Raw genomic sequence first — 13946 nt, forward strand, 5'->3', positions numbered from 1 at the left:
TAATAGTAAAGAAAGCCCTGCCACAAAAAGATGGAAGGATTATGAAAGTTTTGGATTCTAGCTATGTAAAATATTTTTTCTCTTATACTATGTTTGATTTTATTCATTTAATGCTCTGAATGGTTTCTAGATTTTTTCTCATGATGCTAAAATAATCATCACCTTCTTTTATATTCTCGTCTGTTATCGCTTCTAGATTATGAAGAGTAAGAGACTTCGTACCGATTTCTTTTTGAATCATCTCTGCAACTTTTGGAGTTAGATTCTACTCGAAAATCACATAATGGACGCCATGGTTCTGTTGATTCCTGAACGATTTCTTGTAATTCTTTCTGAGAAGGCTCCTGTGAAGGAGATAAACCTCTTTCCCAATATCCTATGCAACATGAGATACTAATAAATACTTCGTTTTGGAGTTGTCGACGGTTGATTTAATATCTTGATTTAGGTTTTCTAAATCGCTTTTTATTTGAAGAAAATTAGATTCAAACTCTGAAGCATGTTCTGGCATTATATCACTTAACGAATTTTTAATATTGTTAGCAGAGTCAATGGCAAGAACAGGCTCTAACCATACATATGGATCAAAATCTCCGTGGTCATGGCCATCGTCTTCATGCACATGATCTTCGTTTGCCCCTTCCTCGCTTTCGTGTTCAAGTTCGTCAGAGTGTGTTTCTTCGCCCTCATGTTCATGTTCGTCAGAATAAGTTGGGTTTATAAGCTCAATTCTTTCTGCTGCTTTTAAAATACTTACGTTTGCCTTTTTCGGTTTCAGCTGCTTTTTCTGCAAAACCTTCAATCCCAACTCCAGTATAGAAGGTTTCCGTTTTTAAATCGTAATTATTACGTTTTAAATCTTAAAACAATTTTAGAGTAATGTAAAGGATTATTAGGAGGATAGTAAAAATTAACATGTACTAAAACAGGAGACCGTAATTTCATTACGTCAAAAAACAAGAGAAACAACCCGGACGGATTAGTACTGATGAAATATAGTCCACGCCTAAAAAGATCCACATTAAACCGTAAAACAGGCTTCCAATATTGTAAATGAGCAGATTTTTCGCATAGTTGGTGATTCTATTTTTAATCTATAATTTAAAACATAACACCGTTCCAAAATTGAAGCGGTGTTATGTTTTAGATGGTATAAAGTTTTTCATACTCTCAGCTTTTCTTAGGAAATAGCGTTCGGGTTAATATCGGAATATAGATAGCCAAAAAACATAGAACGCCATAAACTGAAGAAAAGAAAAGCCAACCATAAGCCATGATTATCGAGGATACGGTTGAATGTTTGCCCTTTTTTAGCCAAAGAAAATCCCCTCCAAATTTAGTGTAACACTCACTTATGAAAAGTGATCTTTTTACACTGTCTACCTAGAGGGGATAATATCACTTCTTCAAGAAAGCTTTGCGGTCTTTTCATGTATCCAAGCCTCGGGTCATGACGGTCGATAAGAATCCGGCTTATCCTATAGCAATTGAAGAGTTGAAAAAAGAGAAAAGCATACCTGATGGTATGCAACTTAGACAACAGAAGTACTTGAATAACATAGTGGAGCAAGATCATCACTTTATAAAGAAGCGAGTCCGTTCTATGCAAGGATTAAAAGCATTTCGAACAGCCAAACAAATCATCTGTGGAGTGGAGGTGATGCGTATGCTGAAAAAAGGACAACTTCAACAAGGGGTGAAGTCTGTCCAAAGTGAGATTGAATTCATACATAAATTATTAGTAGCCTTATAATTCATAGATGAAAAGGATATTGAGATTCTATGTTTCTAACAGGTCATATTTGCACCAGAACCGTAAATTGTACTATGTAATTATTACGATTTAGATATTTTATGAAGTTATCTATAAATAAATATAACTCAATATTCGATAAATCCTCACCAATTATGAGGGTGAACGTTAAAACTTAACATTTACATAATGCACCAAATGCACTAGAAAGTCAGTTGTGACATGGGTTTTACGTGTTTCTCTGTAAAAAATCGTAGAATTAGTAGAATAAGTATGTAACTTGCTTGTTGTAGTGATGACATATTCGCAAATGAAATATAACCTGTCTGTTCTTTATGTAGGAATTATCCGTGTTATGATAATGTAAATAACGGACAGGTGGGGGATTACATAATGAGAAAAGCAATATTTTCTTTTGTTGCTGTAGCTGCACTTACAGGAACAACCGGTGCAAAAGCAGACGCACAAGAGGTAACCGTAAAAAAAGGAGATACCCTATGGAGTATTTCCCGGGGTTATAAGGTTTCTGTAGAGCAAGTAAAAAATCTTGAATCATTTATCATCGGATATCATTTATCCTAATCAGCAATTAAAAGTCTTACCAGAAAGAAAACAATACATCGTTAAAAAAGACGATACACTTTGGAGGATTGCAAAAGAGAACGGAGTGTCAGTTGCTAACTTAAAAGAATGGAATCATTTGCAAACAGATTTGATTTTTCCGGAACAGAAAATTGCTTTTAACTCTTTACAAGGATCTAGGGAATCTGTCGAGCGACAAAAGGAATCCACTGGAAAAACTGTTACTGTAAAATCAACAGCTTATACTGCATACTGTGAAGGTTGTTCAGGGGTTACTAAAACCGGTGTCAACCTTAGACAAAATCCCAATGAAAAGGTGATTGCGGTAGACCCGAATGTTATCCCGCTTGGTTCAAAAGTGTATGTTGAAGGATATGGTTATGCTACTGCAGCTGATATTGGAGGAGCAATTGATGGGAATGAAATTGATATCTTTTTCCCAGAAGAACAAACAGCTCTGAACTGGGGCGTCAAGTTCGTTAAAGTTTCAATCATTAACTGATTTTATAAACAAATACATATAACTAATATTCTTGAATAAAACAATGTAATTCTTTATTCAGTTTAAGATATTTACTTCAGGCGCAAGCCACTTTAGTTTCTGATTTGAAAATTCTTTAGGAATATGGGCAGGCACAACAAAAAAAATTCCATCTTTGAGTTAGCCCGCTCGGGTGGATTATTTCTACTCTATGCGATATCCATCACAGGAACCGTCACGGTCATATACATACATGGCTTCTTTTTATTCCAGCTTGCCCCGTCATGTTCATTTGCAAGTGTGATGATAACTATATCCGGATAGACCGCCTCTTTATCTATAAAAACTAACCGAAGGTGCAATCTCACGCCTACCTAATTATTGAGATGATTTTATATGTTGAAAAATAATTTGTAACACTTGTGAGATGTTATAAATCTATAAAATAGGTTAAACTGATAAAGTATCCCCCTAAATTTGATTAGCCTTGCTCCCGTTGAGCAAAGGCTAATTTTTGACGAGTTTCTTCTATATATATAGAACTATTTTGAAAGTCTCTTTCGTATTCTTTAACCAACTTATAAAAAGTCGTCTTTTTAACGCTTAATTCTCCCATGGCCTTCACAGCTGTTATCTCTCCTGCTTTCCATCGATTATAGACATGTTTAAACTCTTCTGTTACAGTAGCTTTCGGTCGACCAAAAGCTATACTGTATTGCAAAGCCACATCTATCCCTTCACGCTGCCGTTTTCGAATGCGGCCGCGTTCTTCTTCTGCCATCCAGGAAAGAATTTGCAAAACTAAATCGGCAATGAAAGTGCCGAGGCTACCCTTAAATTGTGTAGTATCCAGCAAAAGCATATCCATCACCATGATATCTGCCTGAATATTTTTGGTAATGTCATTCCATTCCTGCAGTATCTCTTCCTTGTTTCGACCAAAACGATCGAGTGAATGAATATAAAGACATCCCCTTTCCGGATCATCCGTTTAATATAGTTGATATTGTTCTCGGTCAAAATTTTTCCCACTTTGTTTATCCATAAAGATATCACGTTCATCAAGCTTCTTTTCTTTCATGGCCTGTAGTTGTCGTCCCTCATTTTGATTTTTGCTACTAACTCGTATGTACCCAAATTTACGAACATCCATTTTTTTACTAATCTTTCTATTTCCTTTCTTTTATTCTAATAAAAACGTTCGTAAATGTATAAGTAAAACGAAGAACGTTCGTAAATATTTTTAATACTTTTACGAATGGGTGAATGAATATCCAGAATCTTTTATTGATATATAAATATCACTCCACGGATAACATGTCCTATATTTCTCGCATGGGTAATCCTCACATAGCTTGGTGAGCATGGGATGGTTACCCCAAATTTAAAATAATAAAAAACGAACTCCTTATAAACAGAAGTTCGTTTTTGTTTAAGACATTTTCCTCATTTCACTTACGTTATCCGATTGCTGTTTGAGTTTTTTTCGGTAGACGATTTTTGACAATGTCACACTAAATTCGTATAAAACTAAAAGAGGTACGGTAACTAATATGTCTGACATGAAATCAGGTGGTGTAATTAAAATGGATACAACGACAAGCAAAAAGTAAGATATCTTTCGCGCTTTTGAAAGAATCATGGGATTAACGACACCAAGAGACGTGAGAAACATGACAACAAGCGGAATTTCGAATAAAAATCCAAACGGCAGTGTCAAGTTAATCATGAATTTAAAATATTTTTCAGACGTAAACACCGTTTCAAATTGGCCTTCAGACAAAGACAGTAAAAAACCAAGAACGGTTGGATACACGACAAAATAACCGAATGATAAACCAGCAACAAAAAGGATAAACAGTCCAGGAATGTACGTTAGTGTCGTTTTTCGTTCTTTTTCAGAGAGCGCCGGTTTTACAAATAGCCACGTTTGATAGGCGGCAATTGGAATAGTAAGAGCAATCGCAATCACGCCGGAAATCATAAAATATACCCAGAGGATTTCACTTGGTCCCAATACAGCTAACTGATGGTCGAGATCACGAATAAGCCATGTGTAAATGTCCTTTACATAAATGAAGGATCCGAATAAAAAAAGCAGAAAAGCAATCAAAGTATAGATGATCCGTTTCCTGAGTTCCTCAAGGTGCTCAACTAGAAGCATTTCTTGATTATTCATACAGTTCCTCCTTTTCTCAAAATAAGAGGAAGATGTAAGCTAGTTGCTTACATCTTCTTCAAAATTACTTGGATTGTGTCTTTTCTTCTTTCTCGTCTGAAGAAATTAAATCCTTAGTGGAGTTTTTGAATTCTCTTAATGTGCTACCAAAAGCACGTCCAATTTCGGGTAACTTAGATGGACCAAATATGATGAGGGCAATGACCAAAATCAAAATCAATCCAGGTATTCCAATATTTTGCAACATTATGTTCCCTCCTTAAAATTTAAATCCTGTAATAGCCACAACTGCCGGGCGTGGCATCTTTTCACCTTTACGGTGTGGCCATGTACTTGTAGGATTGTTGATATCTTCAGTTTCTTCACCAGGATGCTGAACAGATACGAATAGTGTCTGTTCATTCGGAGTGAAACCAAGTCCGGTTAATTCAGCTTCCATAGGAGCAGAGGCAAATTGCAAGGCAATCCCTTTATCTGGACCAACAGTAGGAATGACAAACATTCCGTTGTTTCCAAAGCTTGTCCATGCACCTTGATTTAAGCTGCTCGATGAAATATCCGTTACGGTCCATAAATTCGCGTTGCTGTCAAAGGTTAAGTTGTCTGGTGCGCTGAATCCGCTTTGACGTCCGCCGGCTGCAAAAATTTCATATTCAAACTCAGTTGCTCCATGGTCACCGTTTTTTTCGATAAAACGGGTAATGTGTCCATGTAAGTTTCCGTGCTTATCATTATTCGTATGTGCAATAAAGATCGTGTTATCAAATGGTGAAATTTCCACATCCTCCGGTCGGTCAGTCGGTGTTCCGCCAAGAAGGAGGGCTGCTTCGTGACAGTTAGTAACAACATCACCTTGCGTTTGGAACTTTTCCAATAGTTCCGGTTTGCCAGCCGCCGCTTTTTGTACGGCCTCAATTGTCAGATCTATCCAACTTCCTTTTTTAAAGTCCGCTACATATAAATTCCCTTCCTCAAGAAGACGGGAATTTGCTTTTCCTAATGCAGGTACATATTTATCCTTACTAACAAATTTATAGACACAAGCATCTTTTTTATCGTCTCCCATGTAAACGACGACACGCTGGTCTTTGGCAATTCCCATTGAGGCATTTTCATGGTTGAAACGTCCAAGAGCGGTATGTTTGCGAACCGCAAAATTTGGATCGAACGGGTCAACTTCGATTACCCAGCCGTAATGTGTTTGGTTTAATCCGGCATCCTTAGCGGTTTCTTCGAAGTTCTCTTCACAGGATAAAACCGTATTCCATAATGTTTTTCCACCAGAACAGTTAGCGAATGTTCCTTGAACGCTTGTTGCGCCGTTTACCACTTTTGTTCCTTTGGCCGGCCCGGTAAGTGCAAAAGATGTTAATCCTGTTACTCGTCGGGCATAAGTGGAAGCAGCATCCATTTTCCATTTATTTTCTTTCTTGTCATAGTACACTTCAATAATGGAACCGCCCTGGTTATAAAGAAGCTTTTCAATTTGTGTAGGAGCATACTTGCCGTTTACTTTTTCTCCTTCCACGTACAGAGGATTTGTATATTCGTGGTTTACCCATAATAATCCTCGTTCATTGGAATTTTGAATAGGAAAGTAAAGGGTGAAGTCATTATTAAAACCAAATGTGTCTCCCTTACCATTGATTATATCGCCATAAGCGGCTACAACATCATATTTAAATCCTTTTGGAAGAATGAGTTCGTCCTTATTTGTAGCTTCAATCGGAGTAAACTTAAAGCCCTTTTTCTTCGGTTTTACATTTAACAGGCTGTCGGTTTCCGCATTAACTGTCTCGCTTAAAATACCTAAACCAGAAGTGGCGACTGCAAGGGCAGTAGCTCCTGTTCCAATACATGTTAAAAAGGTGCGTCTATTTAACGTTTTGTTTTCCATGATGTCCTCCTTTATTGTTCTTGAAAACTTAGGCCTCTATTTTCAAGAATTTCTCACTCATCATCAGCTTCATTCTGTACTAAGTTCCATCCTATTTTGAAGCCAAAATCATCTTCTCTGCAAAATGGAAATAGACTCTGTATGTACTACGTCTATTAACCTATTAAATAGGGCCTTTCCAAGCCACATATTAAATTTAGCAATTGAAAGTAAAGATGGTATTAATTTTTTTAAAATAATTTATTAAAAATTGTAAAGATTAGGTTTGGTGTAAGAAATTTATCAAACTCGGACATACTGATACTACTACTCTCCAAAAAGTGTGTAATTGGTAAGGAAAAGACCAAAACATCAGCGCTCAATCTATCGGCTTAACAGCAGTGTGGGAGACAAAAAAAACAAGCTAAAAAACTTGGTATTAAACTAGATGGTAAAAATCCGGATCAATTAAAGAAAGAAATTAATAATGGCAAAGCTCTTCAAAGCCAAGCTAAAAAAATTGGTATTAAACCAGATGGTAAAAATCCAGATCAATTAAATAAAGAAATAAATGATCATAAACAACCTCAAAACTAAGTTAAAAAATAATACAGAGAGAAAGTAATTAGTTTTGCTCGATGGGCTTTTTGATGTTTTTACATAACACGTACAAGAGGCATGTGGCGGCATCGCTTTAGGAAAATTCAGATTATTTGGATTACTGATACATTTGATGTTTTAACATCTACCCGTTCATACCGTTCTGGGTTCTCACCTGCAAAGGCTAAGGAAATAATGGTTGAAAATGATGATACACAGTTTGATTTAATGTTATTAAGTCATTTATTAATATGATTCCATTAATAACGGTTACAACTGAAGAATGAAAAAATGAACTAATAAAAAATTGACATCCAACTAGTGAGCTAAATGGCTAGAGTCGTATTGGACTATTAGTAAATTTGTATCCTTAACCGCATCTAAAGCGGTTTTTTATTATCTTTATCGCGCTCTTTCCCGATATTTGAGTAATTAAAAAGCTGCCTTAAAGGCAGCTCTGATCTTAATATAGAAGTTTTTTAAGTTCACGACTTATTAATATTTATTTTCGAGATCTTTTAATTGAGAGTAAACTTCCCTACTGTCTAGATTTTCTCCAATATCAACGAAATGATTTTTAAAAGCAATATCTTGTGGATAATAAGAAGGTACCCCGTATGTATATTGGAATAGATTAACTTTCCCTTTTTCTTCCTCGAATCGAACAAAGCCTTTTATTCGGTGAATTGTCTCAGGAAGTTTCATTAACCAATTTTCAAAATCTGTTTTTTTAATTTCATTCGTAAAGGTATACGTTAATGATTGGATATGCAAACGTTGATGAACATTCAACTTCTCAAATTTACAAATGGAATTACGATTGGAATAAGGAATACCAGATAATGATATGTTCGAAAAATTGGTTATATGAAGAGTTGCACCTGGATTTATTGATTTTAAATCAGCTTTAATTTGCTGTAATTCTTTTTTACTTAACCGAATAGTTTTATTGATGATCAAGGTATCTCCATGTTTTACTTGCTCTTCATATAAGCGATTCAGTTGAGGACTATTTCTGCTCTTTTGTAACCATCTGTCTGCATCAACCGTTGTTATGATTGAGCGTATGGATATACGGTCAGCAATGACAGGAGACAGACAAGCATCCAGGATTTCAATAGGATGGGCCACACCAGATGCCTCTATGTATATTACATCAGGTTAATGCATATGGAATAATGTTAATAAAGAGATTTCCAATTCATCTTTAGCCGTGCAACAGATACATCCATTCAACAATTCCTGTAGAGGAACCTTGTCACCTATAATGTCTGTATCAACGGATTTCTCGCCCAATTCATTCATTAAAACTGCCACTTTTCTTCCGCTACCTTTTTCATCCATTAATAGATTCTGCAACAAAGTAGTTTTTCCACTTCCGAGAAATCCACTTATGATAACTACCTCTACTTGGCCATTTTAACTACTCCTAATAAACATGTTACTTTAAAATTATGTTAGTAATAATATGTCTTTATTTGATGCAAACTTTTGTTTTCCTTTTTACCAGGTTTTCATGTTTGCTCATTTTAAATAAACTTATTTCCGCAAAATTGAATACTTATCATATAATCTTACCTATTCATAAAAAGATATATCTTATACATTCCAAGTAAATGGGTCTGGAAGTCCTGCCCAGTTGCTTTCTAGCTCACTTACCGTTAACAAGCACGCATCCAATTCTTTTGTGAGTTTTCTTGTGTTGATATCCATCCCAATGAAGACGAGCTTAGTATGACGATCTCCATACTCAATATCCCATTCCTTAAGGATTTGTGGTTCATTTTTAAATATCTCCTCTTGTTGTAGTTCCGATAGAGATGCAACCCAATAAGACAATGGCTCAAGTGTCACTGATGGCCCTGCTTGTGAAAATAGCAAAGAGACATTATTTCTGGTCGCACACCATGCAATCCCTTTAGCTCGTACTGTTTCTTTAGGCATTGAATGTATCCAATTTGAAAATTTCTCTGAATTAAAAGGCAATCTTCTTGCATAAACAAACGATGATATTCCATATTCTTCGGTCTCGGGTGTATGTGCAGCATGCCCTTCATTTAATTCTTGAAGCCAACCTGCTGAGGAGCTTGCTTTATCAAAATCAAACAGTCTAGTATCCAAAATGTGTTTTGCATCTACCTGGCTATTTTCTGTACGGATCAGCTTAGCATCAGGTTGTAATTTACGTAATACATTCTCTAATTGATTTAAGTTTTCATCCTCTATCAAGTCACATTTATTAAGAATGAGTACATCGCAAAATTCAATTTGATCTATCAATAAATCAGCAATATTTCTATCATCACTCTCACCTACTGCTTCCTTTCTATCCAGTAAGGAATCCCCTGAATGAAAATCATGCCAGAATCGATTCGCATCTACAACCGTAACCATAGTATCCAATCGGCAATATTTAGTTAAATCGATACCCATATTCTCATCTATATATGAAAATGTTTGTGCCACGGGAATAGGCTCGCTAATCCCCGTTGATTCAATGAGAATATAGTCAATATCTCCTGCTCTAGCCAACTTTTCTACCTCTTGAAGCAAGTCTTCACGTAATGTACAGCAAATGCAGCCGTTGGACAATTCAACAAGCCTCTCTTCTACCCGAGAAACATGACCACCTTGTTTGACCAGTTCGCTATCAATATTTATTTCACTCATGTCATTTACTATCACAGCTACTTTTAATCCTAGGCTATTTTTTAAAATATGATTCAGTAAAGTTGTCTTTCCTGCCCCTAGATAACCACTTAATACGGTCACCGGAATTTTTTTCATTTTATTTCCCTCACCATCTAATAAATAGTAATCATTACGATTTACATTCTATGTTTTAGCATAAAGAATTTACGATTAAACTTGCAGCTTGACGTGCACCAGAAATATTACGTGCTATAGGACCCATTTCAAGTTCTGCTAATGCGCCTGTCACATATAAGTTTTCTCCCCATTGTAAATTTTTTGAAACAATAGGATAACCGCATTCTGCACACCTTAAATGATATTTTTCTATAATAGGTTGTATTAGAGATTTACCAGGTAAAGAAGATTCAAAACCAGTAGCTAATATTACCATTCCAAAGGTTCCAATTTTATTATTTTTATCGTCGAATAAGTGCACACGTTTATCTTCTGCTTTTATCGCCATCACTTTATGATCGGCAACATGGATTGTTCCTTTTCTTATTCTATTTTTTAAGGTTGCATATAAATCTTGCGGAAGTGACCCTCTATGTCTGGCGTTTTTGATTTGTTCTCTTCGCATTCGGTAGTCCGTTATTTTTCGATAACCCGTCTGATTCTTTGGTCCAAGCCACGCTGGGTCACTATCAAAGGTATGGATTCGAAAGGGGTGCCTTTTTATTATTGTAACTTCAGCAGGAAAATGGTTTGACATCTTTACAGCTAGATGTGCAGCTGTAATGCCACCACCTATGATAGCAATAGGTGCCATAATTGAAGTGAAATCCAGTGCTTTATCATCGAAAATATGTAATACCTTATCTGGGTTTTTTTTCTTCAAATCTCTTGCCCATTCAGGCCACATAAGTTGATCACCTATCCCCAAAGCTAAGACAAGATTTTTTCCATATACCTTCTGCCCATTAGTTAAGGAAACAGACCAACGATCATCAGTCTTTTCAAGGGTTAATGCTTCTCCTTGTATCCAGGCTTTTTTTATTGCTACTTCTTCCAAAAGCTTATTACAGTGTTCATTGAAAGCATCAAGTGAAGGACGTTTATAATATCCGTACAGAGCTGTAGGCCATTCATTTTTGTTTCTTTTCACGTAGCTTTTTAAACTATCTGGTTTAACATCGATGTGGTGTACAACCGGTGACCGTAGGTACGGCATAGATATGATATCAGCTCGTTTTTTCCACTTTTCCAAAGGCCTAGCATTTTTATCAATAATAGCTAACTCATTAATGGTTACCTTGCCAGTCTTTAATAAAAATGTGGCTAATGTGGTTCCCTGTATGCCGCCTCCAACAATAATCCACTTAAACATAACTACCTCCTTATGTATAATCAATATCATAATTACTTACTGTAAGAAGACTCAATCCTTGTATGCAAATATCTCTCCATTTGTTGTTTTTCATCTATATAATTGAGTTTATGGCATGCATCCAATCTTAAATTGTGAGGGTAAAAGTGCCCCTGCATAATGATATTGAACTAGTCACCAGATTAGTCTTTTTCCCTTATCTCAAAAGGAAATTAATGAAGTATTATTGGAAAATAACTCAAAACTTTAATTAGAAAGGTTCAGTTATCTTTTGCGCAGATGGTTTTAAGGTTAAGATAAGAAGATAAATGCTCGCTGGGTAGTTTTATCGGATTGCTTAAATTTATCGGTATAATCAATCCATTTAATTCGATTACACCGTTCATCTATAGATTTATCTATTTCCATTTGTGCCTCATCCATTATTTCCTTTATTGTAGAGATATGGAGTGAGAAGTGGTCTGCTGCAGCTTTAAATGGAGATTTCTCAATCATTAACTGAAGAAATTGTTTTTCATCCACAGAAACTTCCTCTAATTGATATTCCATACTCTCAATATACTGGTAAACTTCTCTGTGTATATCAGGTAATTTTTTGATAACACTTCGAAGTAAAAATTCCATTAAGATAGGATTAATCCGCTCCATATTTTCACCCCTTAATATTTACATAAAAACACCAACTACCAGATTTTAACATCCGGTAGTTGAAAGATTGAATATTTTACCAACTAGCTTTTTTCACACCCGGTATTTGACCTTTGTGAGCATACTCTCTAAAAGCAATCCTAGACATTTTGAACTTTCTTAAATATCCCCTTGGCCTTCCAGTTACTTCACATCTGTTCTTAAGCCGTGTAGGTGAAGAATCTCTAGGAAGTTTTCTTAGTGCTTCAAAATCACCTTTTTCTTTTAACTCTGCACGAATGGCTGCATATTTCATCACCATCTCCTGCCTTTTTTGTTCTTTAACAACTTTTGATTTTTTCGCCATAATAATTCTCCTTCTACAAATCGAAACGATTACGTTTTATTATAAATGCTTGTGCTTTTTTAATTTATGCTCTTAATGCTTTATTTGGTTTCTCTGTGTAACGTACGTTTTTTTAATCGTGGACAATATTTCATTAGTTCAATTCTATCCGGGTTATTTCGTTTATTCTTTGTAGTAATATAATTGCGATCTCCAGTTTCCGTACATGCTAATGTAATATTAATTCTCATCTTTTTTCCTCCTACATTGTTTTATATTCACTCATATTTGTTAAAAAGAAGGTAGTGGGTCTTTAAATTCCGACCAATCTTGATTCATTTCTGCTTCCGTAAGTAAGCATTCGTCCAAGTTTTTTTCAATTTCTTTTTGATTCATATTAATTCCAATCATAACCAATTCGGTTAAACGGTCACCAAATGTTTCGTCCCAACTATCCAAGAGTTCTGGTTCATCTTTTAAAATTTGCATTCGCTCTTCTTCGGGATAACTCACTATCCAATTTCCTGCTGCCTGAATAGTTAGAGAAGGTCCAGCTTGCGAGAGAAGTCCGGAAATGTCGTTCCGTGTAGCTAACCAAAGAAATCCTTTAGAGCGTACCACCTCTACTGGCCAAGTATGTATCCCAATTCATTAGCCTTTCTGGGTGGAATGGCTTATTGCGGCGATATACAAATGATGCTATCCCATACTCTTCTGTTTCTGGGACGTGCTCTTCATTTAATTCTTTAAGCCACCCTGCCCCCTGACTGGAGGTCTCAAAATCAAAAAGTCCTGTGTTTAGAACTTGAGTAAGTGGTACACGTGAATATTCACTCTCAATAATACGGGCCTCTGGATTGAATTTTTGTAAAACCGATTTTAGTTCTTGAACATTTGTTGACGATACTAAATCGACTTTGTTCAGTACAATCACATTAGCAAATTCAATTTGATCAATTAATAAATCGGCTATTTCCCTCTCATCAGTTTCATCAACTGCCTGCTTACGATCCAATAGAGTTTCTCCTGATGCGTAATCATGCCAAAAACGATTAGCATCTAAAACGGTGACCATAGTATCCAGCTTACATAATCTAGACAAATCTATTCCCAAACTTTCATCAACATAGGTGAAGGTCTGAGCTACGGGTATTGGTTCACTTATTCCACTTGATTCTATAACGATATAATCAATATCTCCTAGCTGTGCAAGCTTTTCCACTTCAATCAGTAAATCTCCTCTAAGCGTACAGCATATACAGCCATTTTGCATTTCTACCAGTTTCTCGATAGTTTTAGAAAATCCCCCTTTTTTCAACAAGGCAGCATCAATATTTACTTCACTCATATCATTGACAATGACAGCTACTTTAAGATTATCCCGATTAGTTAAAATGTGATTTAGTAATGTTGTCTTTCCTGAACCAAGATGACCACTTAGTACCGTAACTGGAATTATTTTCGAACCCACATTTTCACTC

The 13946-nt window shown here is 35.8% G+C and carries 11 protein-coding genes and 7 pseudogenes; 3 read left to right on the forward strand and 15 right to left on the reverse strand.

Translation table 11 applies throughout. The annotated features are described in order from the left end of the window. Nucleotides 1-103 precede the first annotated feature (103 nt). Both ACIQZD_RS00095 and ACIQZD_RS00100 read right to left on the reverse strand, forming a co-directional pair. Nucleotides 104-247 (reverse strand): annotated as a pseudogene (locus ACIQZD_RS00095) (metal ABC transporter solute-binding protein, Zn/Mn family); the annotation flags it as partial. 129 nt (nucleotides 248-376) lie between these two features. After that, entirely contained in the window at nucleotides 377-802 is a 426-nt protein-coding gene (locus ACIQZD_RS00100; RefSeq protein ID WP_402897090.1) for a metal ABC transporter solute-binding protein, Zn/Mn family, read from the reverse strand. 108 nt (nucleotides 803-910) lie between these two features. Between ACIQZD_RS00100 and rpmG (ACIQZD_RS00105) the strand changes: the two are divergent. From rpmG (ACIQZD_RS00105) to ACIQZD_RS00115, 3 pseudogenes are all read left to right on the forward strand, one after another. Beyond that, nucleotides 911-1057 (forward strand): annotated as a pseudogene (gene rpmG / locus ACIQZD_RS00105) (50S ribosomal protein L33); the annotation flags it as partial. A 345-nt stretch (nucleotides 1058-1402) separates the two neighbouring features. Continuing rightward, nucleotides 1403-1753 (forward strand): annotated as a pseudogene (locus tag ACIQZD_RS00110) (DDE-type integrase/transposase/recombinase); the annotation flags it as partial. 393 nt (nucleotides 1754-2146) lie between these two features. Then, a pseudogene (locus ACIQZD_RS00115) lies at nucleotides 2147-2837 on the forward strand (3D domain-containing protein). Nucleotides 2838-3025: 188 nt separating this feature from the next. On the opposite strand, the gene ACIQZD_RS00120 reads toward ACIQZD_RS00115, so the two are convergent. The 13 genes and pseudogenes from ACIQZD_RS00120 to ACIQZD_RS00180 all read right to left on the reverse strand — a co-directional run bounded on the left by ACIQZD_RS00120 (nucleotide 3026) and on the right by ACIQZD_RS00180 (nucleotide 13936). Then, complete coding sequence (locus ACIQZD_RS00120) at nucleotides 3026-3178, reverse strand: hypothetical protein (RefSeq protein ID WP_402897092.1); 153 nt, start codon at nucleotides 3176-3178, stop codon at nucleotides 3026-3028. Between the two features lie 119 nt (nucleotides 3179-3297). Continuing rightward, nucleotides 3298-3969 (reverse strand): annotated as a pseudogene (locus tag ACIQZD_RS00125) (recombinase family protein). 279 nt (nucleotides 3970-4248) lie between these two features. After that, nucleotides 4249-4995 carry a twin-arginine translocase subunit TatC gene (gene tatC / locus ACIQZD_RS00130; RefSeq protein WP_402897094.1) on the reverse strand — a complete coding sequence of 249 codons (747 nt, stop codon included), beginning with the start codon at nucleotides 4993-4995 and terminating at the stop codon, nucleotides 4249-4251. A 64-nt stretch (nucleotides 4996-5059) separates the two neighbouring features. Then, complete coding sequence (locus tag ACIQZD_RS00135) at nucleotides 5060-5242, reverse strand: twin-arginine translocase TatA/TatE family subunit (protein ID WP_111616182.1); 183 nt, start codon at nucleotides 5240-5242, stop codon at nucleotides 5060-5062. A gap of 12 nt (nucleotides 5243-5254) precedes the next feature. Beyond that, complete coding sequence (locus ACIQZD_RS00140; protein ID WP_402897097.1) at nucleotides 5255-6892, reverse strand: PhoX family protein; 1638 nt, start codon at nucleotides 6890-6892, stop codon at nucleotides 5255-5257. A gap of 1074 nt (nucleotides 6893-7966) precedes the next feature. Then, the gene (locus ACIQZD_RS00145) at nucleotides 7967-8263 is read right to left on the reverse strand and encodes a CobW C-terminal domain-containing protein (protein ID WP_402899807.1); all 297 of its coding nucleotides are present in this window, start codon (nucleotides 8261-8263) and stop codon (nucleotides 7967-7969) included. A gap of 93 nt (nucleotides 8264-8356) precedes the next feature. Beyond that, nucleotides 8357-8875 (reverse strand): annotated as a pseudogene (locus ACIQZD_RS00150) (GTP-binding protein); the annotation flags it as partial. A 195-nt stretch (nucleotides 8876-9070) separates the two neighbouring features. Further along, nucleotides 9071-10258: a GTP-binding protein gene (locus tag ACIQZD_RS00155; protein ID WP_402897099.1), complete on the reverse strand. Its 1188-nt coding sequence runs from the start codon at nucleotides 10256-10258 to the stop codon at nucleotides 9071-9073. A gap of 55 nt (nucleotides 10259-10313) precedes the next feature. Continuing rightward, nucleotides 10314-11492, reverse strand: a complete 1179-nt coding sequence (locus ACIQZD_RS00160) for an FAD/NAD(P)-binding protein (RefSeq protein ID WP_402897101.1) — start codon at nucleotides 11490-11492, stop codon at nucleotides 10314-10316. A 291-nt stretch (nucleotides 11493-11783) separates the two neighbouring features. Then, entirely contained in the window at nucleotides 11784-12140 is a 357-nt protein-coding gene (locus ACIQZD_RS00165; RefSeq protein ID WP_367234935.1) for a hypothetical protein, read from the reverse strand. 76 nt (nucleotides 12141-12216) lie between these two features. After that, on the reverse strand, nucleotides 12217-12486 hold the full coding sequence (rpsN, locus tag ACIQZD_RS00170) for a 30S ribosomal protein S14 (protein WP_214795881.1): 270 nt from the start codon (nucleotides 12484-12486) through the stop codon (nucleotides 12217-12219). An 80-nt stretch (nucleotides 12487-12566) separates the two neighbouring features. Continuing rightward, nucleotides 12567-12716: a 50S ribosomal protein L33 gene (gene rpmG, locus ACIQZD_RS00175; RefSeq protein WP_251428333.1), complete on the reverse strand. Its 150-nt coding sequence runs from the start codon at nucleotides 12714-12716 to the stop codon at nucleotides 12567-12569. A 40-nt stretch (nucleotides 12717-12756) separates the two neighbouring features. Continuing rightward, a pseudogene (locus ACIQZD_RS00180) lies at nucleotides 12757-13936 on the reverse strand (GTP-binding protein). Between the last annotated feature and the right edge of the window lie 10 nt (nucleotides 13937-13946).

The sequence above is a fragment of the Peribacillus sp. NPDC096447 genome (assembly GCF_044762725.1).
In the GTDB taxonomy this organism is placed as follows: Bacteria; Bacillota; Bacilli; order Bacillales; family DSM-1321; genus Peribacillus.